This is a genomic window from uncultured Brachyspira sp. (genome assembly GCF_910588665.1).
Lineage (GTDB): Bacteria > Spirochaetota > Brachyspiria > Brachyspirales > Brachyspiraceae > Brachyspira.
This window is the reverse complement of sequence record NZ_CAJUPR010000001.1, coordinates 24543-47263: the sequence shown is the minus strand read 5'-3', so window position 1 is coordinate 47263 and position 22721 is coordinate 24543. Positions and strand designations below refer to the sequence as shown.

The following is a 22721-nucleotide window of genomic DNA, read 5'->3' as shown; positions in this document are numbered from 1 at the left end:
TAATTTTATAAATTTATTAAAATAAATAAGGAGATTAAAAATGAAAAAATATTATATTATGAGTTTATTATTTATAGCCTTACTTGCAGTATCTATTATCAGTCCCAGAGTATTTACGCAGTCATACAGACTTACAAAAGTAGGATATATAGATCTTGAAAGAGTCATAAAAGAACTTACAAGCGATGACGAATTTGTGGAAAAATTAAAAACTAAATTAGAAGAATATAAAGCTCAGAACGATATGCAGACAAATATGCAGGATACTTCAATAGTTCAAAATAACAGAGATTATTCTTTAAGAGGAGAAGTAAAAAGACAGGTAGCCTCTTCTCTTATGTTTATAGTAAAAAAAGAAGGATATACTCTGATACTTGAAAGAACCGAACATGCCATACTCTATGCTGACAGAACTTTTGATATTACGGAGCCTGTTATAGCAAAAGTTAAAGCGTCTTTACAAAAATAATATATTTTTTTATTTTTCCTAAAAAGGAGTTAAAATCTTATGAAAATAAAATATATAAGCAATATTATTCAAGCTAAAAAAATAATAGGAGATGATAATAAAGAAATATCTGCTCTTTCTCCAATAAATGATATATCCGATGATTCTATAGTATGCATAGACAATAATAAATATCTTCAAACAGCTTTAGAAAGCAATGCAAATGCTTTAATATTAAGAGAAGATGATGCCTGTACTATTAAAGATTTCAATAATAAAACTTTAATAGTACATAACAATCCTAAAGAAGCCTTTATTAAACTGCTTTATTTTTTATTTGAAGATAAAAAATACCCGTTAGGCAAAATTGAGCCTTCTGCCGTAATAAAAGAAAATACAAAAATTTCTGACAATGCCTATATAGGAGATAATGTGCATATCGGAAAAAATACAATAGTCGGAAATGGAACCGTTATAGAGGCCAATGTATTTTTGGGCGACAATGTTGTTATAGGAGAAAAATGCATTATATATTCAAATGTTTCTATACATGACGAATGCATAATAAAAGACAGAGTCATTATAGGCTCGTCTTCTGTTATAGGAAATGACGGTTTCGGATTTTTTGAAGTCAATGGAAAGCAGATGAAAATACCTCAGAGAGGAAATGTCATAATAGAAAATGATGCAGAACTTGGGGCAAATGTATGCGTGGACAGGGCAACTTTGGGCTCAACAATCATAAGAGAGGGTGTAAAAATAGACAATTTAGTACAAATAGCTCATAACTGTGATATAGGAGAACACTCTATTATTGTATCTCAGGTCGGAATTGCAGGAAGTTCTAAAATAGGGCATCATTGCATATTGGGAGGACAAGCTGCTTTAGCAGATCATGTAAGCGTAGGAGACAGAGTAATATTCGGAGGAAGATCAGGCGTAATGTCGAATGTAAAAATAGCTTCAAATTCTATAATGCTTGGAGTTCCAGCCCAAAATATAAATAGAGAAAAATTAAAAATGATTGCCGAACAGAAATTACCAGAACTTATAGAGTTAGTTGAAGAAAGATTCGGAGTAAAAATAAAGAGAAAAAAATAATACTTATATTAATTTTTAACTATATATAATAAATTCTCTATATAAAGTATTAAAAAAATATTTTATATATGGAATTTGACTTTACAATCATTTCATGTTATAATAAACAACCGTTACATTTTAATATTTTATGAAACTACCAAATTTTTAAAAAGTTAAATCAAGGTGTGTATGTTATGGATAAAAAAACATTAAAAACAAAAAATAATACCTATGTCTTATCGCAAAAAGATATTAAGCAGAATTGGCTTATAATTGATGCTAAAGGTAAGTCATTAGGAAGGGTGGCAAGCAGGGCAGCCTATATGCTTAAAGGCAAGCATAAAACTGACTATGCCTATAACTTAGATAATGGAGATTATATTATTATAATAAATGCTAAAGACATAGTTTTAACAGGAAACAAAAAGAAAAATAAAATTCACTACAGACATACAGGTTATCCGGGCGGTATTAAAGCCGTAAGTTACGGAGAATTATTAGAAAAAAAACCTGAAAGAATGGTAAAAATAGCTGTAAAAGGCATGCTTTCTCATAATCCGTTGGGAAGACTTCATCTTAAAAAGTTAAAAGTGTATGCAGGAAGCGAGCATCCTCATGAAGCTAATAAACCTACCATAGTAAATATATAATTAGGAGATAATCATGGCAGCTAAACAATTAACTATTTTTACAGGCAAAAGAAAAACAGCTAATGCCAGAGTACGCATAACTTTAGGAAGCGGAAGAATTTTAATAAATGGAAAAAACTATACAGAATATTTTTCAGGCAGAGCGGCTCTTCTTAAGGTAGTTGAAGATGCTTTAAAAGTAACCGGTAATTTTGGAAAATATGATGTGCTTGCTAATGTACATGGAGGCGGAGTTTCGGCTCAGGCTGATGCCGTAAGACATGGAATTGCCAAAGCTTTAGTAGGCGAAAGTCAGGATTTCAGAACTACATTAAAAAGAAACGGATTTCTTACCAGAGATCCCCGTGTTGTTGAGCGTAAAAAATACGGAAGATCAGGCGCTAGAAAGCGTTTCCAATTCTCAAAACGTTAAACTTCTATTTTAGTTACTATTGCTTAAAGGTTTTATTATATGACTGCTAAAAAATTGAAAAAATTTAAAGATTTGTTATTGGAAGAAAAGAGAAAGACTTTAGATGAGTTATTAAGCGGAAATGAAACTTATGAAGCTCTTAAAGATGATTCTTACGGAGATGTGGTAGACATAGCATTTCAGGCTTATGAAAAACAAAATTTAATGAATTTCTCTCAAAAAGAAAAAGATAAATTAGAAATGCTTAATAATGCTCTCAAAAGAATAGAAGATGGCATTTACGGAAAATGTATTGATTGTAAAGAAGAGATAAACGAAGAAAGACTTACAGCATTGCCGTATACTTTGAGATGCGTAAATTGTATGTCTAAATATGAAGATAAAAAACGACGAGAAAAAATGTAAAAATGTATGTTAAAGTTATTTTTAATCTGCCTATAGACAAAATACTTACATACAAAAAACCAGATGAGATTAATGATAGCTTGATAGGATGTAGGGTTATTGCTCCTATTAAAGGAAAAAACAATAAAGGCATTGTCATAGAAGAAACAGAAACAGCTGAGGGTAACTATAAAATATATCCTATCAAGGCTAGAATTGATCTTGAACCTATATGTTCGGATAAAGAATTTAATTTAGCTAAATGGATGAGTAATTATTATCATTCATCTTTCGGAGAAGCTCTATTTGCAGCTCTTCCAGTAGGAACTCCTGCTAAAAAAGAAAAAAAAGCAAAGCTCATTGCCGCAAAGCAAAAACCATATCTGAAACTTAATGATGAACAGCAAAATGTACTGAAAGAAATAAATAAAAGCATAGAATCTAATTTATCAAAAACTTTTCTGCTGCATGGCGTTACAGGAAGCGGAAAAACCGAAGTATATATTCAGGCAATTAAAAAAGCAGTTGATATGGGTAAGCAGGCTATAGTTATACTTCCTGAAATTTCTCTGACTCCTCAGACTATAAAAAAATTTGCAGAAAGATTTGAAGGAAAAATAGCTGTTCTTCACAGCAAATTATCTCCTGCATCTAAATACAAATACTGGCAGATGATAAAAAAAGATGAGATAAAGATTGTAATCGGAGCGAGAAGCGCCATATTCTCACCTGCCTCAAATTTAGGAATAATAGTTATAGATGAAGAACATGAAACCAGCTATAAAGCGGGCGATACTCCAAGATATCATGCCAGACAGGTTGCATTTTACAGAAAAAATCATGAAAATGCCACACTTATTTTAGGAAGCGCCACACCTTCTGTAGAAAGTTTTTATTATGCGCTTAGCGGAAAAATAGATCTTGTAAGCTTAAATAAAAGAGCCGCTTCTGTTAATATGCCCGAAGTAAAAATATTAGATTTAAAAAAAGAAAAAAGAGCAGAAGTTTTTCCTATGATCACTCAAAAACTAGTTGAAGAAATAAATAAAAAACTGGAAAAAAAAGAACAGATAATATTATTTTTAAATCGAAAAGGATATGCCCCTATTGTAAGCTGCTCGCATTGTCAGAAAGTATTGGAATGCCCTAATTGTTCCGTTTCTTTGACATATCATAAGAAGAAGAATGTTGTTATGTGTCATTACTGCGGATATACTCAGTTTTTAGAAGATCTCTGCAGCGAATGCAGGATAGGTCATTTTGAACGGATAGGAGGCGGAACGGAAAAAGTTGAAGAAAATTTAAATATACTCTTTCCAAATGCGGTAATAGAAAGAATGGATCAGAATACCGTAGGAGGAACTAAAAATTATGAAAAAATATTTAAAAGATTCTCTGAAGGAGAAATAAATATATTGATAGGCACTCAAATGATAGCTAAAGGACTTGACTTTCCTAATGTAACTTTAGTGGGTGTACTGCTTGCCGATATGTCTCTTCATATACCAGACTTCAGAAGTGCTGAGAGAACTTTTAATTTAATAACTCAGGTTGCAGGAAGAAGCGGAAGAGGAGAAAAAAAAGGAATCGTATATATTCAAACCTATACTCCTGATAATTACACCATAGAATGTGCTAAAAATCATGATTATATATCATTTTATAATAGAGAAATAGAAAATAGAAAAGCTCCTTTAAATTATCCTCCTTTTTCAAGACTAGTAAGACTTGTCATAAGGGGAATAGATGAAAAAAAATCAGAAAGCGATGCGAATATTATAGCAGATATGCTTAGAATGGAAACTTATAAATATTCAGATAAAATTATAATATTAGGAGCTTCGGCATGCGCTATAAGTAAATTAAATAAATATTACAGATGGAATATTCTTATAAAAACACCGTCTCATTCTTTATTAAAAGACTTCTTTTATAAATTAAAAAATACTTTTAAAGCTCAAAACGGAAATTACATAGAAATAGACATAGATCCTATAAATATGCTTTAATATACTCAAATATCTACATAAAATCTAATTACATTTTTTATTCTTGCTTTAAGCTCATTTTGTCCCACAGGTTTCTTCACATAATCGCAGGCGCCTTTCTCAAGTCCGTTTACAACATCGTCTTCATTATATTTTTTTGTAATGATAATTATTAATGCAGTTCTTAAAGATATCTCATTCTTTATTTCATCTAATAAATAAAAATAATCTTTACCGTCAGCTAAATTAATATCCATTAAAATAACATCGGGAGAGAATTTTTTAAGCTCCTTTAGAGGATTAAGTAAATTTGCAATGCAGACAGCATCATAATCATCTTTAAGCCATTCAAGATAATTTTTTCTTGTAATATCCATAGGCTCCATTATTGCAATCTTATATTTAGATTGTTTTCTTTTTAATTTTATTCTTTTTTCTTTTTTATTAAAAGCCAAAAATGCTTTTAAGTCAGCATAGCGTATTTTATATCTTTTTCCGGGCGTAACATCAGCTTTTAATCCGTAATGTCTAATCCAATAGTTAACAGTGGTTCTTGAAACCCCCACAATCTCAGCAGCATCAATAGGAGACAGCATATCATCATCATCGTATATTAACTCTTCAATATTATTCATATAACCTCTCAAAGTAAAATAACCCGTACAAGATTAATATATAATATAGTTTTTGTCAAATAAAAATATAAAAATTATCTTTTATGTTAATAAGCATTTCATTTATTAACGCAGTTTAAGAATTATATTTTATGCATAAAAATATTATTGTTTTTTAATTAATTTTTAGATATAATTAAAAAATAAATATCATTAAAAGGTATATATAATGAAAAAAGCTGTACTTATAATTGCCGGAGGAATAGGCGAAAGACTATGGCCCTTAAGCAGAGAAAACAAACCTAAACAATTTTTAACCATTGTAGAAAATAAAACTTTAATAGAACAGACAATAGACAGAGCATTAAGAATTACAGACGAAGACAGCATATTTATAGTTACAGGAAAAAGATATAAGGAGGCATTCAGCAAATATATACCGTCATTTAAAAAAGAAAATATAATATATGAACCTGCGGGTAGAGACACGGCTGCTGCAATAGGTTTAGCAATGATCTTAATAGAAGAAAAAATAGGAAATGCCATTATTACAATACTTCCTGCAGATCCTATTATAAGAAAAGAAGATTTATATATAAAAGCTATAGAAAATGCAATTGATATAAGCCGAAATACTAATAATATCGTTATAATAGGTGTTAATCCTGACAGAGCGGAAACAGGATACGGATATATTAAAATAAAAGATAATATTGCTTATGATGTTTATAATGTTGATAAATTTATAGAAAAACCTAATTATGAAAATGCATGCAGATTCTTAGAAGACGGAAATTATTTATGGAACAGCGGCATGTTTATATGGTCTATAGATAATATAATTAAATCGATAAAAACATTAATCCCTGACACATATAATAAAATAATAGAAACTTTAAAAAATAAAAATGATGATGAAAAGCTGAAAATATTCAATACTATAGATAAAATCTCTTTTGACTTCGGCATAATGGAAAAATTAACAAATATTATATGCATAAAATCTCATTTCTTTTGGGACGATTTAGGAGCATTTTCTGCGCTTGGAAGAATACATAATAAAGATAGCAATAAAAATGTAATAGTAGGAAATGTGTATGCAAAAGAATCAAACGGCAATATTATAATAAATGATGATAAGAAAACATTTATAGCGGCAGATGGAATTCATAATCTTACAATAGTAAAATCCGACAATGTGCTTTTAATTTATCCTAATAATGAAGACTCTAAAATTAAAGAAATATTAAAAGATATAAGAGAAAAAGATGAATTGAAAGATAATAGAAATTTACTTTAACTTAAATTAAAATATTATTATTTATTTTCATCATATTCAGGCTATATTTTTTTATTTTTAGCTTCTTTTATTTTTTTCAGTGTTTTTTCTTTCTTTTCTTTGTCTTTTTTTTCTTTTTGATTATCTTTTATAAAAACTCCGTTTATAGCCGTATTTATAAACTCTATATTTTTATTTTGCATAAGTTCTTTAGGTATTGTGATGCCTCTTATTTCAACATTCTCAAATTTTAACGATTTATAAAACTTTATATTTCTGAAATCTGCATCGCCTTCTATAATAATATTTTCAAAGTATGCATCTCCCTGAAAACTTGAATTAAGAAAACTCAGATTATTTTTTAAGCGAATATGATTAAATTTAAGATTATCTATTATATTGCAATTGGATATACTGAAATTACACTCTGTATTTATATTATCAATATCAAGAGAATAAATATTTGATAAAGACATATTAAAATCTATATTAATTTTAGAGTTTTTCATTATAATTTTTTTATGCACATTAGACATATTAATTATAATACCGCTGTCAAAATCAGAATCTGTAAAATCTAAGGAGGCATTTAAATCAAAATTTCTTATAATAAAAGGACCGTAAAAAGATGAATTTCTAAAAAGCAAATCGGAATTTTTTTCTATTTTTAACCCTTCAAAATTAAATCCGTCATAGCTTATCATATAAGAAAAGTTATAAAAACCTCTATAAATATCATCTCTTATAATTCTTCTGAAAAGTCCTTCAGGTTTATCATTACTGTTATGATGAATAATACATAAACCGTCTTTATACTCTTCCCTGCTGCAGTTTCCAGTATTAGATATAATTCTTTTACAAATAGCCATAATTAAATACTTAAATTAAAAAATAAAACTCATGCCTATATCATGCGAAATATTATCCTTGCTGAAATTATCAAAAATAACAGCATAATCAAGTCTGAACAATTTCACATAAACAGATAAGCCCAAAGAAACGCCTTTATTTCCCACTCCGACTCTTGCTAAAATACCGCTCGGCAATTTAGATGAAAATCTTTTTTTATCCAATACTTCTTCAGGTAAATCGTCATACCAAGCCGTTTTCTCTTCAAATAATCCCAATTTATTAAAATCTACAATCATAGCCTCAAGTCCCAATGATGCATTATGACTTACTGAAGGAACGGATATTGTATATTGAGCAGATATTGAAAAACTATTATCGCTTTTTATATATGCTAAAGAAGCCGTTATCTCGGTATCTACCTTTGCAAATACATTATCATAAAATCCAAAATTTCTAATAACCATTCCTAATTTAAAATTAGGAGTAAAAACAGACTGCATATATGATAAATCAAAAAACATTCCAAAATTATTATCTCTTCTGCTGTTATTAATAATGCTTTTTATATTAGCCCCTATAAAAGAGCCTTCGCTGACAGCATAGGCGGCAGACAGATTTATTAAATAAAGCCCATTATATATATTATTTTTTTTAATTCCAAAATTATCATAAGAATATATTTTATTAATCTCGGATGCAAAGCCAATTCCTACAGCATAAGAGGCTCCTATATGCGCATAGGAAGCATTAAATATATACTCATTTTCAGGATTTGAAGATAAGGTATAATTTAAATTAATACTGTCTCTTAAAACATTCATAAGAGATGATGAGTTCAAAAATACGGCAGATGAATCGTTTCCTGTTAAAAAACCCGAGTTCATCATTCCTCTTGACCTTGTACTGCTTGTTTCCAAAACAGATAAAGAATGCTTTGAAGATACCGAAAATAAATGCTTTGAATGAAATAGGAAAGCATATATCAATAATAAAGCAAATGTTCTTTTAATCATTTTTACTGCAATTCTCTTTTATAATATATGATTATATCATAATAAAGCATTAAATCAAACTTAATTTATAAATACTCATATCAGTTTCTGATTTTAATTTTCTGAAATCTATATCCAGTCTTTCATCATCTTTTTCATATAAAGAAAAAAGAGAAGAACCAGAACCGCTCATAGAAACTTTTCTTTTTATTATATTTTCAGTTTGTATTTTTATTTCCTCTATTTTTTTTTCTAAATTAAAAACATTTTTTTCAAATATATTATAAGTATTAAATACTATATTATTAAAATCAATATCTTTACTGTCAAGCATTTTTTTTATAGAAAAAATATCCGATTTAGAAAAGTCTTCTTTTACAAATCTTGAATAAGCTAATTTTGTGGGTATATGAATATTAGGATATATTAAAATAATATTATAAGGCAGTGTAAAGTCATAATTTATTATTTTTTCTCCTATTCCGCAAACCCAAGCACAGCCTCCCCTTATAAAAAAAGGTATATCTGCCCCAAACTTTGAAAAAGATTCTATTAAACCGTCAGTAATTTCTATATTAAGTTCTCCTAAAAAAAATTTAATAATAGATGCAGCATCGGAAGATCCTCCGCCAAGTCCTGCACCTGTTGGGATATTTTTCTCTATATGAATATTATAATTATCTTTAAGATTCATATTGCTTTTAAAATAATTAAATACTTTTGTTGCCGTATTATCTTCCGTTTTATCCTGCAATGCAAACTTTCCAGAAGTTGATATATTATATTTATAAGATTTTTCTATACTTATAATATCATATAAATTTACAGTATGAAATAAAGACTCTATTAAATGATAGCCGTCTTCTCTTTTTGAAGTTATATCAAGAGAAAGATTTATTTTGCATGGGGCTTTTATTACAGGCATATATTTTCCTTAAAAATAATTATATTTGCTGAAGTATATTTATTATTTCTTGAATATATTTATAAAGCTATTTTATTTTTCTAAAGGAAGTTTATTTACAGATTCTATTACCCATCTATTAGACTTATAAACAAGCCTTATATAGTAGTATACAGGATAAAACTCCGTATTTCTAATAATATAATATCCGCTGTAGGAATTGCTGCTGTCTCCTATTGTATAATTTACAGTTACAGAATATTCTCCATTTGAAGATAATATGAATTTTTTTAAAGAATCATTATTATTTATTAATATATCTTTCATATCCTCAATATTTTCAATATCAGAGTTTTTCTCTATCCAATTTATATTATCATTTAATATTTCAGACTTAATATTATCATAGAATTCAAATAATTTTTTTTTCCTAATACTGTCTAAATCTTCCAAACAAGATACAAAAACCGATAATACAAAAATAAATATAATAAAAAATTTTTTCATTAAAAAAATCCTATTTTCAAAATTAAATATTTAAAAAATTAATGGTAATCAAATTCCATTTATTATTTGAATACAAGGCAACAAGCTCTATGGAATTTTCAGAAATTTTATTAAAAGAAGGATATTCAATTTGAGCAATTATAACATCTTTATATTTTTTATAAGTAATATTAACATCATAATATCCGCCGTCTTTAGGCAGATAATTGCAAAGCGAATCGTCATTATCTGAAAATATTCTCTGATATAAAGCTCCCCTATTTTTTACTGACTCTATAATATTAATAGGCGTAAGCTCATATATTAAACTCATCTCATTTAAAGTGTTTATTATATTGCCGTCTAAATTTTGAATAAAATTTGAAGTAAACTCCAAAGTATCCTTATTTGATATTAAAGAAGATATATAGCTTTCATATTCATAAAGACTGTATTCGGTACTATATTCCTTTTTACATGAAGATGCAAAAATAAATAATATTATAATAAAAATATTTTTCACTGCAATTTACCCCTCAGGTATTGTACTAAAAATTCTGCAATATCATAAAGCGATAATACTAAATATGCAGCCTTATTTTCTATAACATTTCTAGGCATGCCGAAAACTGTGGAAGTTGCTTTATTCTGAGCTATAGTTAAATTATTAGCATTATGAAGTTTAATCATACTGTCAGTGCCGTCATTTCCCATACCTGTCATTATAATTAGAATAGCCTTATCTTTCAGCACATTAAAAATTGTATTAAATAAATAATCTATGCAAGGCGTATATATAAACTCCTTATTAATATCAGGATAGAATTTTATTCTAAGCCTTCCCGCACTATCCATATATACGCCCATATTTTTATCTCCTGGCGATATATATACAATAGATGGAAGTATTTCTTCATCTACAAGAGCTTCTTTTATTTTAATTTTGCATATATCCTGCAGACTGGAAATAAGAGAAGATGAAAATTCTTTGGGTATATGCTGAGATATAAGTATAGGAAGAGGAAAATCTTTAGGAATACTAGGAAGCATTATTCTAAGAGCTCTGGGGCCTCCTGTAGATATACCTATAGCAACTATAACAGGAACTTTAAAATCGGCTCTTAAAGATTTGCTTAAAGCCAATGCCACTTCTTTTTGATCATAAGGAATAATTTTTATATTGTCGTCAAATTTATCCATATAATTTTTTTTATCTTCTTCTATTAATGTATCTTTAGAATTATTGCTGACATTTGAAATACCTATATTATAATCTAAATCCGATATTTTGCCGCTTTCATTATTTTTTGCACATTCAATTATCTTAGGAACTATATTTTCTTTAATAAAATCCGCAGACATGTTTCTAGGCTTATATATCATATAAGAGGCCCCTAAATATAAAGCTCTTGAAGATAAATCTTTATCCTTAGCTAAAGAACTCATAATTAAAATGTTAGATTTTATTTTTTCTTTTTTCAGAAGTCTTAGAAGCTCTATGCCTCCCATTAAAGGCAAATCTATATTCATTACTACAAAATCAGGTTTTAATGATACTATAGATTTATAAGCGTCTATGCCGTTATTTACTGCACATACAACTTCTATTTTATAATGATTAGAAAGCACATCATTTAATAGTACACTGACCATTTTAGAATCTTCAGCTATAAGCACTCTAATAGATCCCAACATATACAAAACCTTTAATTATCTTTTTTTCAAATTACTTTTATTTTTCTTAATATCTTTACTGCCGATACTTTCCTCATTTTCTTCTATTATCTTAGTTAAAACAGAAGATATGTCCGATGCAAAACGATTATCATCAAATATATTATAATTTTCAGAGCCGTTTTTTATCTCCTGCCTATCTTTAGTATAATCCGAAAATCTATCAGTATTTTTTAATACATTATCTTTAATTTCATTATTATCTTTCCTTTTTTTATTAACAGAATATTCTATATCATCCAAGCTAGGCAAATTATAATTATTATCATCATTAATATATTCATCAACTCTTTTATACGAAGGCAGTACGGCATCATTTTTTGCGGCGGCAAAGAAATGTTTTTTTATGTTTTCCTTTAATTCAATTAAGCTTTTTGCGGCAGAAATAAATATAAAGAGTAAAATCCCTATAATGCAAAGGTATACAAACCACTCTCCAAATCTTGTATATATTGTAATTCTGTCATTAAGGGCAACATTAGCAATCATATAACTTGGCTTCCAAAAAGGAAGAGCTGAAATAATTTTACCTGTACTTGATATATGCCCTGTTACTCCTGAATTTCCATTATGCACAATATCTCTTCTATTTTCTACAGCTCTGAATATTGACATATTAAAATGCTGAACTAATGATTCGTCGCTGTAAGACCAAGAATCTTCGGTAATAACTGCCAAAGTCTGAGCTCCATCATAGGCAAATTTTCTTACAAAATCTCCGAATGCACTTTCAAAGCATATTACACTGGAAAAATTATAACCATTCGGATGATTGAATACCGTAATTTTTTTTCCTCTGCTCCATCTATTAGCCCCTGCTTTATCAAACTGATTATACATAAAATTAATTATATTTTTAAAAGGAAATGTATTAAGCAAAAATTCATTATCCTGAAAAGGATATGATTCTCCCCCGGGTACAAGCTTTATTTTAGAATATTCATCTATCACATTACCCATATTATTAACGAACTCTATACCATTATAATATGTAAATTTATTATAGGCGTCTCTATTTGTATTTTCTTTTATAATTGTAGTTCCAAGTAAATGATAGGTTTGAGTATATTTAATCATATCATAAATAATATATATATTATGTATTCCAGAATATGCAGAACTCGGATATGTATTATAATCAAAAAATTTTTTGTATTCATTAATATAAAAACCATATCCGTCAGCAATAGCAGATTCAGGATATATTATTAAAGAAGGTTCATATAAAGATGCATCTTCTACAAGCTTGGCTATTCTCTGCATACAAATGGTGCCGTTTTGAGTAGATCCGTCAGGTTTCTCTTCATTTTTAAATTTATCGGATCTTAGAAGAAATTTTTCCGCAACACCTTGTATACCCTTATGTGATTTTATTAAAGGCTCACCCGTATATATACTGTTCCATGGAATATTAGGATCAAAAGCCTGCTGTATAAGAGCTATAGATGTTTTAGGCTGAAAAACTCTTCTTGATTCCTCAATATTTATTTTAATAGCTCCGTATATAATAATCAATAAAAATGATGATATAAAAACTAATGCAGGAATATATGATATTTTATATTTTTTGTCTTTCTCGGCATATAAAAGCAGATAATGAGCAATAACGGAATTACTAAAATAAATAAAAAAACTAATTCCTAATACACCGAATATATCAGCAGACTGTATAAATAAAGAAAAATTCCATTGAGAATATCCGATAATTCCCCAAGGAAAAGCAAGATATCCTATATTACGCATATATTCCATAAATGTAAATACAATCGGTACAATTATAAATCTGAAACTAGGAATTTTTTTAGAAAGGAAACCGCTTAAGAGCATTGCAGGAAAATAAAACAAAAATATCATTAAAAACAATATGGTAAATAATGTTAAAAAAGAAATGACAGCCCCTGTTTCCTTAAGCATAAAAGAAGTTATCCACATTAAAAGATAGCCGAAAAATAAAAGTACAAATACAGACGATGCCGCCGCATAATATCTAAGTTTATCTGCTTTATATATTATTATATTAAGCGGCAATAAAGCAATAAAAGATATTGGAAATAAATTTAAAGGAGGAAAAGCCAAAGATAAAAGAACGGCACTTATGATACTTAATATAATTACGCCAACTATATATGAATTACTTTTCGACACTTAATAAATCCCTTCCACTTTTTATTCACTGCAATATTACTCAAAAGGGGCAATAACAAAATATAAATATCTGATATTTACAAAACTATATTCATAAGCAGTACTTTATCAATTACCTTCTTTTTTCTTCAAAGCTTCTTTTATCTCATTTACAAATTTTTTATCTTGGAAGCCTATATGCTCTAAAAGCCAATCTTTTAAAAACTTAATAAACTTATTAGCTACAAAAGGCTGACCTTCTTCATATTTTCTAATTTGATCCACTATTTCCAAATAAAAACTTTTATGCATAGCTTTATGATTCTTAGCATCTGAATAATTAATCAAATCCATTATTTTTTCTTCTGTTTTAAAGTGATACTGAGTATAGTCTATGCATTTTTTAATAGCTTTGATAAATGCTTCATTAGTATTGTCTCCGTTATTGGTTGTCGCCAAATAAAGTTCATTAACAATATTAACTAATTCTTTATGCTGGCTGTCTATAAGTTTATGTCTGGTTTCATATAAAGGCACCCATTTTATAAATACGGCAGCCTCTTCTTGTTCGTTATTATCCATCATTCACTCCTTTTTTATTTTATTATATCTTACTATTTTATAAAAAAATAATAAAAAATCTATTTTGTATAAAAAAACAGTATTATAATATATATCTACTTATATCTCTATTATCTTCTATATCTTTCATAGCATCTTTAATATTATCGGCATTTATTTTTATAAATTCACCTTTATGTTCATCTGCACTGAAAGAAATTTCTTCAAAAACTTTTTCCATAATAGTATAAAGTCTTCTGGCACCTATATTCTCTACATTAGAATTAATATCATAAGCCATATCCGCTATTGACTCTAAAGCGGCATCATCAAACTCTATGGCAACTCCCTCCGTCTTCAAAAGCTCCTGATATTGCTTAGTTATGGCATTTTTAGGATTAATAAGTATATCTTTAAAATCTTCCTTAGATAAGGCTTTTAATTCCACTCTTATAGGAAATCTTCCCTGAAGTTCAGGAATCAAATCCGAAGGTTTATTTATATGAAAAGCTCCGGCAGCAATAAATAATATATGATCTGTTTTTACAGGACCATATCTTGTATTAACTGTAGTACCTTCTACTATAGGAAGCAAATCCCTTTGAACCCCATGACGTGCAACATCAGAGCTGTCTGTTTTGCTTCCGCTGGCTATTTTATCTATTTCATCTAAAAATATTATACCCATATTTTCAGTAATACTTAAAGCATCTGAAGTAATTTTATCCATATCTATAAGAGATTCTGAAGTCTCATTAATAAGATACTTTTTTGCTTCCTTAACTCTAAGACGCTTATTTTTTTTACTTTGAGGCATAATACTTCCTACCATAGACTGAATCATATCGCTTTCTTCAAAGCCCATACCCGGAATTATACCAAACATTCTATTATTGCCGCCAGATATTTTTAATTCAACATAATTATCGTCAAAATCGCCGTTTGCTATACGCTTTTTTATCTGTTCTTTAGCTGACTTTTTCTTTTCCATATCTTCTTCGGATATATTTTCATCATCTTCTTTTTTTATAGAAGGAAGAAGAAGCTTAGCTAATTTATCTAATGCTATTTCGGTAGCCTCTTTTTCAACTTCTTTCATCATAAAAGTTTTTAAATCAAATACGGCAACATTTACCAAATCTCTTACCATACTCTCAACATCTCGTCCCACATAACCGACTTCCGTATATTTAGTAGCCTCAACTTTAATGAAAGGAGCATTAACTAATTTGGCAAGCCGTCTGGCTATTTCGGTCTTTCCAACTCCTGTAGGACCTATAAGTATAATATTTTTAGGAGCCACTTCATCTTTTAATTCTTCTGGCAAATGTCTTCTTCTATATCTATTTCTTAAAGCTATTGCAACCGAGCGTTTAGCTTCCGTTTGTCCTATTATATATTGATCAAGCGCTTCTACTATTTTTCTAGGTGTAAGTTCGCTTTCTAATTTTGCGTCAAATAACATATTTACTCTATTACCTCCAAAGAAATATTACTGTTAGTGTATATACATATTTTAGAAGCTATTTCAAGAGATTTTCTTGCTATCTCTTGTGCTGAAAGGTCTGTATTTTCACTCAAAGCTATAGCGGCGGCTTTAGCATACTGACCTCCGCTTCCTATAGCCAGAATATTATTCTCGCTTTCTATAACATCGCCATTACCTGAAAGTAAAAGCATTTTATCTTTGCTGGCAACTATAATCAAAGCCTGTAAATTTCTAAGCATTTTATCCGTTCTCCATTCACGGGCAAGTTCAACGGCGGCTCTTGTTAAATCACCTGAAAATTCATGAAGTCTTTTCTCAAATTTTTCAAATAATGTAAAAGCATCTGCAGTGGATCCTGCAAAACCAGATATAACTTTTCCGCCGTATAATTTTCTTAATTTTACTGCATTAGGCTTCATAACCGTTTCGCCTAATGTAACCTGTCCGTCTCCCGCTATTGCCGTAATTCCGTTCCTGCATACTGCACATATAGTAGTGCCTTTAAACATATTTTTCATTCCTCTTAAATTAATATATTGCATCTATTGTATTATATATTTATTTCTATTGCAAATTTTAATACTATATTTTTTATATTTAATAATAAAAATAGACTTGAAATCTATTAAAAATATCAAGCCTATTTATAATTGCTATATTAATTTAATTACCACCATTTTTTATTCAAATCGGGCTTTCTTTTATATTCAGGAAGCATTAATTCTTGTTCATATATATTTTCAATATTTTCATTGGTATTTTTAGGAATATACTGCGAATTGCCTCTCAGATAAGAAGCTATATTTTCATAACCATTATTGTAGGCTAAATCGGCAGCTGTATATCCGTCTTTATCTTTTAAAGTTTTATCAGCATTGCATTTTTCAACCAAAACAGCAACACTATTCATATTTCCGTAAGCTGATGCATAATGCAAAGCAGTATTATTATTTGAATCCTTTATATTAACATCGGCGCCTCCTTCTGTAACTAAAACAGCTAAAGAATCGGCATTGTCTTCCAAAGCAGCATAATGAATAGGATACATATTTTCGTTATTTGCCGTATTAACAATAGATTTATTATAAGAGGCTATACTTCTTACAATACCAGAATCGGCATACATTGAAGCATAATGCAAAGCAGTATTTCCGTCAGAGTTTTTTATTTCAGCATCCGAATTATATTTTAAAAGAATATCAACTGCAGAAGGCTTATTCTTCATAGCAGCCCAATGCAGAGGAGTATCATTTCCGTTATTATCCGTTTCATTAACTAATGTATTATCTTTCTCTAATAATAATATAACAGCATCATCATTGCCGTTTGCAGAAGCAACATGTATAGGCATAGCGCCGTCTATATCGTCTCTCGCTCTTATATTGCAGCCTGCATTAATAAGAGTATGAATTATATCGGAATTACCTATATAGGAAGCAGTTATCAAAGGAGTAGCTCCTCCTAAATACCAATTATCCAAAACTGCATCATAAGGAAGCTTTGCCTCTTTATTTATATCTTTATATGAAAGCAAAATCTCTACAGAATCCAAATTATTATTAATAACAGCCAAATGAAGAGGATAATATCCGCTTTCATCTGCAAAGTTAGGATTAACTCCTTCTTTAATCAAAGTATTTAATGCTATTAAATCATTATTTTTTACGGCAACTAAAAGTTCAAGCTGTTTTATATCTAAATCCCCGCTTTCCTTATATGATTCTCCTCTTTTCTGTATAGAATTATCATAAACCGATTCAGTATCTATTTCATTTTGAACATCTTTATCTGTAATTTCTTCTTTGGTATTATTATCTATGTCTGAAATTTCTCTTGATATATTATTATTGCCTGTAAGATAATTTTTAATATCATCTCGTATTGCATAATATGCTGGTATATTTCCGTCTTTAGTAATACTCTCTTTATCGGCATTCAAATCTACAAGAGTCTGTACAGTTTGAATAGATGAAAAAGCAGCGGCATAATGAAGAGGAGTCCACCCGTCTTCGTCTTTAGCTTCTATATCTGCCCCGTTTTCCATTAATAATTTTATAGTATCAGGCTTATCTTTCATAGCAGCCCAATGCAAAGGGGTATTTCCTCTATTATCCACATCATTTATAACTGAAGGATCCTTTAAAAGGAGAAGTTTTACAATGTCATTATTTCCGTTAGCCGAAGCCATATGTACAGCCATACTTCCGTCAACATTATCTTTAGCTTTTATATCCGCATTATTATTAAGCAAAACTTCAGCTATTTCCAAATCGCCTATATATGAAGCCAATATTAAAGAGCTAGCACCTCCTAAATACCAGCCGTCTATACTTACTTTCATATCTAATTTAGAATCAATATTTATATTTGTATTTTTCAAAAGAGTATTTACGGTATTTAAATCTCTATTATAAACAGCTCTATGCAAAGGTGTATATCCTTCACTATCCAATACATTTATATCTATATCAATAGAATTATTTAATATATTGGACACATTATCAAAATTTTTTTCATTAACAGCATTAAATAAATCAGCTTCATTAGTATTTAATGCAAATACACAATAGCTCAAAGTTAAAAATAAAACTAAAAAATTAATATGCTTCACCTTTCATACTCCTGTCTTAGGAAATAAATAATATATTTAAGTATATTAGATAATAAATAAATATCAAGTACAATAAAAAATTAATAATTAAAATTCAGAAATAATAATTATTTATATAAAGCAATTATTTATACCTTCCGAAAGAAATACCAGCATAAATTTCTACAGCGAAAGCAGAAAAATTATATTTATCATAAGCATTATACGGATAAGCACCCAATCTATCAAAATCAAGCTCCATACCGAAATTATATATTAAATTTCCTCCTATCTTAAAAGACCATCTGTCTGAAAAATAAAAATACCTTACAACATTTAATTTCACATAAGGCATAAAAGGAAGCTTATACACAAAATCAATATCTTTTTTACTAAAATTTGTAGTCTTGCCGTAAACACCAAGGAAATAATCTTCCTTATTAGCTGTGCTGTATAAAGGAATAAAAATTCCGCCTCCTATACCTAAAGAAACTTTATTGTGAAAATTTAATCTAAGCAAATAGCCTAAAATAATACTATGATAATCATATATATAATAATCCTGATCGGTATAATAATCTTTATATCTCCTTCTCTCCCTCATATAATAATTATATCCTGTTTCAATCATACTGCTTATACTGGTTAAAATATTATTATTAATTTTATCATTTCTTCCTAATGACAACAATATACTTAAGGAAAGGCCTGAATCTATTCTAAAACCATCTAAATCATTTAAAAAGTTTCCATCTTGATAACTAAAATCAAATGTAGCTCCTGAAGAAACGGAAAAATCAAATTCAAATGAAGAGGCGAATATAATGTTTGATGCCAAAAGAAACATTAAAAGTACATTTTTCATAAATTGTCCTTTTTAATTTAAGGTTTTAATATTAATCTAAATGAAGATGCTGCATTACCATTTATCATAGTACTAGCACCAACCTCAATATCCATATATATTTTATTATTTCCAACATCATTGTACGCTTTTTCTATTTTTATATAAAAGTCTTGATTATTGTTAAATTTTGTTTCAGGTAATAAAACATTATCTTTATCAACAGAATAACATTTACCATCATTATCTTTACTTATTTTATAATAAGCACCTATAAGGTTATATCCATTAGGCTCATTTTCCATTTCAGCTTTAATTTTAAATTTATCAATCTCGGCTTCTACAATATCAAAAAATATATAAAAGCTGTCTCCTAATCTATCAAGGCGTATTTCATCATTATTTTTATATAAATTAACTTCAGAAATATCATCAACTTTTTTTGATATAAATAATTTTTTTACTCCTGAAGCTGCTTTCTCTTTATCTTCTTCCACTGCTTTTATATCAAGAACTTTTATATATTCCATAGCATTACTTATAACTTCTATCATAGTAGGAGCTAGCGGAGGTACAAAAATAGCAATAACTACCGCAACAACTATTACAATTGCAGCAAATACTTTTTTCCAAAAATTAGAAAAAGATTTGAACAATGATCTAGCCATAGGTTTAATTGTATCATTATTATCAACATATTTATTAATAGCATCAGATATTCTAAGACTAATTTTTATAGTTTTTATTTGATAATCAGTATCCGACTCAACTCCTACACTAGGACTATGATCATATATAGAATTTTTTAAAGGTATATTTTTTACAGTTTCGTCTGATCCATATTCTGAATACCAAATAATATCAAAGTCCTCACTATCTCTGCGATGCTTTGAAGTATATCCAACTAAAGATTCATTGCCTTGAACCAGCATTATTTTATATGGAAATAAAGAGCCGTTTTCATAATACATTGATATTGAAGAATTATTTTTGGAATCAATTAAATATGCTACATAATCTTTATCATCTTTTTTTGTAGAAAACATATAAAACCCGCTATCATCATCTTCTAATTGCATTAGTATATTATTAGTTTTATTTTTAGAAATATTATCGTTATCATCTACAAATATTATTTCCAAAGTTTTATTAGGAGTATTTATAGGATTTACGGCTGATTGTTTTGTACATGCATAAAAATTAAATAACACTAAAAATATCATTAAATAGATAAACAAATAAGTAACATTGTTTTTCTTCATAATCAAATATCCTTAAAGTACACTTGCAGCCTAAGTATAATATAATATAGTATAATACAAAATCAAGTACAATATATAATTTTTTTTTTAAATTTGATATACATTTTGATAATTCATTAATAATAATATTCTTTTAGTGTTGTATTATAGACAAAAAAGCATATAATATTTTTGATAACTATTATTTAAGGAAAATAATATGCAGAGTTTCATATATAACAATCCTACAAAAGTAATATTCGGAAGAGATGCTGAAGAAAATACTGCAAAAGAAATAAAAAATTTCGGAGGTAAAAAAGTATTTATAGTATACGGTTCTAAAAGCATAAAAGAAAGCGGATTATTAAAAAAAATAGAAAACATAATAAAAAATGAAAATATAGAATATGAATTATTCGGAAATGTAAGAGCAAATCCGACATTATCCTATGCCAGAGAAGGAATAAAAAAAGCAGTAAATTTTAAAGCAGATTTTATATTGGGCATAGGAGGCGGAAGCGTTATTGACACGGCAAAAGCTGTAGCGCATGGAGCTGCAAATCCTAATGATGATATATGGGATTTTTGGATGGGATTAAAAGAAGTAAAAAAAAGCCTTCCTATAGGATGCATACTTACAATAGCCGCAGCAGGAAGCGAAACAAGTATGTCGGCAGTTCTTACAAATGAAGAAACTTTAGATAAAAGAGGACTTCCAATTGAGTTTAACCGCCCTAAATTTGCAATAATGAATCCATGCATTACATTTACTTTGCCTTATTATCAAATAGGATGCGGTATAACAGATATGCTTATGCATACGCTTGACAGATATTTCGGCGACAGCGAAGGTTCTGTAAACGGAGATAATAATCAGACAACCGATGCAATAGCGGAAGCAGTTTTAAGAACTATTTTAAAAAACGGCTTAATAGCTATGAAAGATAAAACTAATTATGATGCTATGAGCGAGCTTATGTGGTTAGGCAGTTTATCTCATAATACTTTGACTGGATTAGGACTATCTTCAGATTTTATTACTCATAAATTCGGTCATGAATTAAGCGCCAAATTCGATTGTGCGCATGGAGCAAGTCTTTCCGCTGTTTGGGGCTCTTGGGCTAAATACTGCTTAAAAGACAAAAAAGAAAGATTTATTCAATATTCAAAAAATGTCTGGGGTATAAATGATGATGATACGGGATTAAAAGGAATAGAAAAAACTATAGAATATTTTAAGCAGATAAATATGCCTACAAATTTTACAGAATTGGGAATAGGAGTTCAAAGCGAAGAAGTAATTGAAGATCTAACAAGAAGATGCATAAAAGACGGAAAGCTTAAGTTTAATCATTTCAGAGCTTTAAATAGAGAAGATGTTTATAATATTTTTAAAACGGCTAATATTTAATTATTTATAATAAAATGCTGCGGCATAATATCAGAGTTTTATTTACAGTGAAAACTATTTATAAATAGGCAGTATAATATAATTTTTTATACTTGTAACTTTACTATTCTTATGATATAATTCTGCTGTATAAATATTTTAATTATTATATTATTTAGGAATTATAAAAAATGGAAAAAATCAATATAAATAAAATAATGGAATTATTACCTCATAGATATCCTTTTCTGCTTGTTGATAAAGTAGAAAGTATTGAAGACGGAAAAATTCATGCGGTTAAAAATGTAACTTTTAATGAACCTCAATTTACAGGGCATTTTCCAGAAAGCCCTATTATGCCTGGTGTATTAATGGTGGAAGCATTAGCACAAACTTCAGGAATATACTGCTATATCAACATATTAAAAGAAAATGAATACGGAAAAAAATTTATGTTTTTTGCCAAAATAGATAATGTAAAGTTTAAAAATCCCGTAATACCCGGAGATATAATGGATATGTTTGTTACAGTTCAGGCATTCAGCAGCAATCTGCTTAAAACACATGGCGAGGTAAAAGTTAATGATAAATTAGCATGCTCTGCAGATTTAGGCTTATTTTTGGTAGATAAAGAAGCTATGAAAATATAAAAATAA

The 22721-nt window shown here is 28.6% G+C and carries 23 protein-coding genes; 9 read left to right on the top strand and 14 right to left on the bottom strand.

Annotated features, from left to right (window positions below; translation table 11 throughout):
* Nucleotides 1-40 precede the first annotated feature (40 nt).
* From QZ306_RS00310 to priA, 6 genes are all read left to right on the top strand, one after another.
* Nucleotides 41-469 (top strand): OmpH family outer membrane protein, encoded by a 429-nt coding sequence (locus QZ306_RS00310; protein WP_295159471.1) that lies wholly within the window; start codon nucleotides 41-43, stop codon nucleotides 467-469.
* A gap of 39 nt (nucleotides 470-508) precedes the next feature.
* Nucleotides 509-1549 (top strand): UDP-3-O-(3-hydroxymyristoyl)glucosamine N-acyltransferase, encoded by a 1041-nt coding sequence (gene lpxD / locus QZ306_RS00305; protein ID WP_295159469.1) that lies wholly within the window; start codon nucleotides 509-511, stop codon nucleotides 1547-1549.
* Between the two features lie 176 nt (nucleotides 1550-1725).
* Nucleotides 1726-2181, top strand: coding sequence for a 50S ribosomal protein L13 (gene rplM / locus QZ306_RS00300; protein WP_295159465.1), 456 nt, complete (start codon nucleotides 1726-1728; stop codon nucleotides 2179-2181).
* 13 nt (nucleotides 2182-2194) lie between these two features.
* The gene (gene rpsI / locus QZ306_RS00295) at nucleotides 2195-2593 is read left to right on the top strand and encodes a 30S ribosomal protein S9 (RefSeq protein ID WP_295159462.1); all 399 of its coding nucleotides are present in this window, start codon (nucleotides 2195-2197) and stop codon (nucleotides 2591-2593) included.
* A 39-nt stretch (nucleotides 2594-2632) separates the two neighbouring features.
* The gene (locus QZ306_RS00290; protein WP_295159460.1) at nucleotides 2633-2998 is read left to right on the top strand and encodes a TraR/DksA C4-type zinc finger protein; all 366 of its coding nucleotides are present in this window, start codon (nucleotides 2633-2635) and stop codon (nucleotides 2996-2998) included.
* Between the two features lie 2 nt (nucleotides 2999-3000).
* Nucleotides 3001-4986 carry a primosomal protein N' gene (gene priA / locus QZ306_RS00285; RefSeq protein WP_295159458.1) on the top strand — a complete coding sequence of 662 codons (1986 nt, stop codon included), beginning with the start codon at nucleotides 3001-3003 and terminating at the stop codon, nucleotides 4984-4986.
* A 5-nt stretch (nucleotides 4987-4991) separates the two neighbouring features.
* Here the strand turns inward: priA and QZ306_RS00280 are convergent, their stop codons facing one another.
* Nucleotides 4992-5600, bottom strand: a complete 609-nt coding sequence (locus QZ306_RS00280) for a response regulator (protein ID WP_295159456.1) — start codon at nucleotides 5598-5600, stop codon at nucleotides 4992-4994.
* Nucleotides 5601-5808: 208 nt separating this feature from the next.
* Here QZ306_RS00280 and QZ306_RS00275 point away from each other — a divergent pair, with 208 nt between their 5' ends.
* Entirely contained in the window at nucleotides 5809-6879 is a 1071-nt protein-coding gene (locus QZ306_RS00275; RefSeq protein ID WP_295159453.1) for a mannose-1-phosphate guanylyltransferase, read from the top strand.
* A gap of 41 nt (nucleotides 6880-6920) precedes the next feature.
* Here QZ306_RS00275 and QZ306_RS00270 read toward each other — a convergent pair whose 3' ends face one another.
* From QZ306_RS00270 to QZ306_RS00210, 13 genes are all read right to left on the bottom strand, one after another.
* Nucleotides 6921-7727, bottom strand: a complete 807-nt coding sequence (locus QZ306_RS00270; RefSeq protein ID WP_295159450.1) for a hypothetical protein — start codon at nucleotides 7725-7727, stop codon at nucleotides 6921-6923.
* Nucleotides 7728-7742: 15 nt separating this feature from the next.
* On the bottom strand, nucleotides 7743-8723 hold the full coding sequence (locus tag QZ306_RS00265; protein WP_295159448.1) for a hypothetical protein: 981 nt from the start codon (nucleotides 8721-8723) through the stop codon (nucleotides 7743-7745).
* A 49-nt stretch (nucleotides 8724-8772) separates the two neighbouring features.
* Complete coding sequence (gene ispE, locus QZ306_RS00260; protein WP_295159446.1) at nucleotides 8773-9627, bottom strand: 4-(cytidine 5'-diphospho)-2-C-methyl-D-erythritol kinase; 855 nt, start codon at nucleotides 9625-9627, stop codon at nucleotides 8773-8775.
* A gap of 72 nt (nucleotides 9628-9699) precedes the next feature.
* Complete coding sequence (locus QZ306_RS00255) at nucleotides 9700-10113, bottom strand: hypothetical protein (RefSeq protein ID WP_295159443.1); 414 nt, start codon at nucleotides 10111-10113, stop codon at nucleotides 9700-9702.
* Between the two features lie 22 nt (nucleotides 10114-10135).
* Nucleotides 10136-10615 carry a hypothetical protein gene (locus tag QZ306_RS00250; protein ID WP_295159441.1) on the bottom strand — a complete coding sequence of 160 codons (480 nt, stop codon included), beginning with the start codon at nucleotides 10613-10615 and terminating at the stop codon, nucleotides 10136-10138.
* Nucleotides 10612-11787: a chemotaxis protein CheB gene (locus QZ306_RS00245; protein WP_295159438.1), complete on the bottom strand. Its 1176-nt coding sequence runs from the start codon at nucleotides 11785-11787 to the stop codon at nucleotides 10612-10614. The genes QZ306_RS00250 and QZ306_RS00245 overlap by 4 nt, the downstream gene beginning before the upstream one ends.
* Before the next feature lie 15 nt (nucleotides 11788-11802).
* Nucleotides 11803-13971: an apolipoprotein N-acyltransferase gene (gene lnt, locus QZ306_RS00240; protein ID WP_295159435.1), complete on the bottom strand. Its 2169-nt coding sequence runs from the start codon at nucleotides 13969-13971 to the stop codon at nucleotides 11803-11805.
* Between the two features lie 108 nt (nucleotides 13972-14079).
* Nucleotides 14080-14532, bottom strand: a complete 453-nt coding sequence (locus QZ306_RS00235; protein WP_295159432.1) for a bacteriohemerythrin — start codon at nucleotides 14530-14532, stop codon at nucleotides 14080-14082.
* Nucleotides 14533-14614: 82 nt separating this feature from the next.
* Entirely contained in the window at nucleotides 14615-15976 is a 1362-nt protein-coding gene (gene hslU / locus QZ306_RS00230) for an ATP-dependent protease ATPase subunit HslU (RefSeq protein ID WP_295159430.1), read from the bottom strand.
* Between the two features lie 2 nt (nucleotides 15977-15978).
* The gene (gene hslV / locus QZ306_RS00225; RefSeq protein ID WP_295159427.1) at nucleotides 15979-16509 is read right to left on the bottom strand and encodes an ATP-dependent protease subunit HslV; all 531 of its coding nucleotides are present in this window, start codon (nucleotides 16507-16509) and stop codon (nucleotides 15979-15981) included.
* A gap of 158 nt (nucleotides 16510-16667) precedes the next feature.
* On the bottom strand, nucleotides 16668-18611 hold the full coding sequence (locus QZ306_RS00220) for an ankyrin repeat domain-containing protein (protein WP_295159424.1): 1944 nt from the start codon (nucleotides 18609-18611) through the stop codon (nucleotides 16668-16670).
* Between the two features lie 124 nt (nucleotides 18612-18735).
* A complete protein-coding gene (locus QZ306_RS00215; RefSeq protein WP_295159421.1) occupies nucleotides 18736-19455 on the bottom strand; it encodes a hypothetical protein in 720 nt (239 codons plus the stop codon).
* A gap of 17 nt (nucleotides 19456-19472) precedes the next feature.
* Complete coding sequence (locus QZ306_RS00210; RefSeq protein ID WP_295159418.1) at nucleotides 19473-20696, bottom strand: hypothetical protein; 1224 nt, start codon at nucleotides 20694-20696, stop codon at nucleotides 19473-19475.
* Nucleotides 20697-20895: 199 nt separating this feature from the next.
* Between QZ306_RS00210 and QZ306_RS00205 the strand changes: the two genes are divergently transcribed.
* Complete coding sequence (locus QZ306_RS00205; RefSeq protein ID WP_295159415.1) at nucleotides 20896-22086, top strand: iron-containing alcohol dehydrogenase; 1191 nt, start codon at nucleotides 20896-20898, stop codon at nucleotides 22084-22086.
* 170 nt (nucleotides 22087-22256) lie between these two features.
* Nucleotides 22257-22715 carry a 3-hydroxyacyl-ACP dehydratase FabZ gene (gene fabZ, locus QZ306_RS00200; RefSeq protein WP_295159412.1) on the top strand — a complete coding sequence of 153 codons (459 nt, stop codon included), beginning with the start codon at nucleotides 22257-22259 and terminating at the stop codon, nucleotides 22713-22715.
* Nucleotides 22716-22721 lie beyond the last annotated feature (6 nt).

Excerpts from the sequence above, each read along its gene's own strand:
- QZ306_RS00310 (WP_295159471.1), top strand. The coding sequence starts at position 41 with ATGAAAAAATATTATATTATGAGTTTATTATTTATAGCCTTACTTGCA.
- lpxD (WP_295159469.1), top strand. The coding sequence starts at position 509 with ATGAAAATAAAATATATAAGCAATATTATTCAAGCTAAAAAAATAATA.
- rplM (WP_295159465.1), top strand. The coding sequence starts at position 1,726 with ATGGATAAAAAAACATTAAAAACAAAAAATAATACCTATGTCTTATCG.
- rpsI (WP_295159462.1), top strand. The coding sequence starts at position 2,195 with ATGGCAGCTAAACAATTAACTATTTTTACAGGCAAAAGAAAAACAGCT.
- QZ306_RS00290 (WP_295159460.1), top strand. The coding sequence starts at position 2,633 with ATGACTGCTAAAAAATTGAAAAAATTTAAAGATTTGTTATTGGAAGAA.
- priA (WP_295159458.1), top strand. The coding sequence starts at position 3,001 with ATGTATGTTAAAGTTATTTTTAATCTGCCTATAGACAAAATACTTACA.
- QZ306_RS00280 (WP_295159456.1), bottom strand. The coding sequence starts at position 5,600 with ATGAATAATATTGAAGAGTTAATATACGATGATGATGATATGCTGTCT.
- QZ306_RS00275 (WP_295159453.1), top strand. The coding sequence starts at position 5,809 with ATGAAAAAAGCTGTACTTATAATTGCCGGAGGAATAGGCGAAAGACTA.
- QZ306_RS00270 (WP_295159450.1), bottom strand. The coding sequence starts at position 7,727 with ATGGCTATTTGTAAAAGAATTATATCTAATACTGGAAACTGCAGCAGG.
- QZ306_RS00265 (WP_295159448.1), bottom strand. The coding sequence starts at position 8,723 with ATGATTAAAAGAACATTTGCTTTATTATTGATATATGCTTTCCTATTT.
- ispE (WP_295159446.1), bottom strand. The coding sequence starts at position 9,627 with ATGCCTGTAATAAAAGCCCCATGCAAAATAAATCTTTCTCTTGATATA.
- QZ306_RS00255 (WP_295159443.1), bottom strand. The coding sequence starts at position 10,113 with ATGAAAAAATTTTTTATTATATTTATTTTTGTATTATCGGTTTTTGTA.
- QZ306_RS00245 (WP_295159438.1), bottom strand. The coding sequence starts at position 11,787 with ATGTTGGGATCTATTAGAGTGCTTATAGCTGAAGATTCTAAAATGGTC.
- QZ306_RS00235 (WP_295159432.1), bottom strand. The coding sequence starts at position 14,532 with ATGGATAATAACGAACAAGAAGAGGCTGCCGTATTTATAAAATGGGTG.
- hslU (WP_295159430.1), bottom strand. The coding sequence starts at position 15,976 with ATGTTATTTGACGCAAAATTAGAAAGCGAACTTACACCTAGAAAAATA.
- hslV (WP_295159427.1), bottom strand. The coding sequence starts at position 16,509 with ATGTTTAAAGGCACTACTATATGTGCAGTATGCAGGAACGGAATTACG.
- QZ306_RS00215 (WP_295159421.1), bottom strand. The coding sequence starts at position 19,455 with ATGAAAAATGTACTTTTAATGTTTCTTTTGGCATCAAACATTATATTC.
- QZ306_RS00210 (WP_295159418.1), bottom strand. The coding sequence starts at position 20,696 with ATGAAGAAAAACAATGTTACTTATTTGTTTATCTATTTAATGATATTT.
- QZ306_RS00205 (WP_295159415.1), top strand. The coding sequence starts at position 20,896 with ATGCAGAGTTTCATATATAACAATCCTACAAAAGTAATATTCGGAAGA.
- fabZ (WP_295159412.1), top strand. The coding sequence starts at position 22,257 with ATGGAAAAAATCAATATAAATAAAATAATGGAATTATTACCTCATAGA.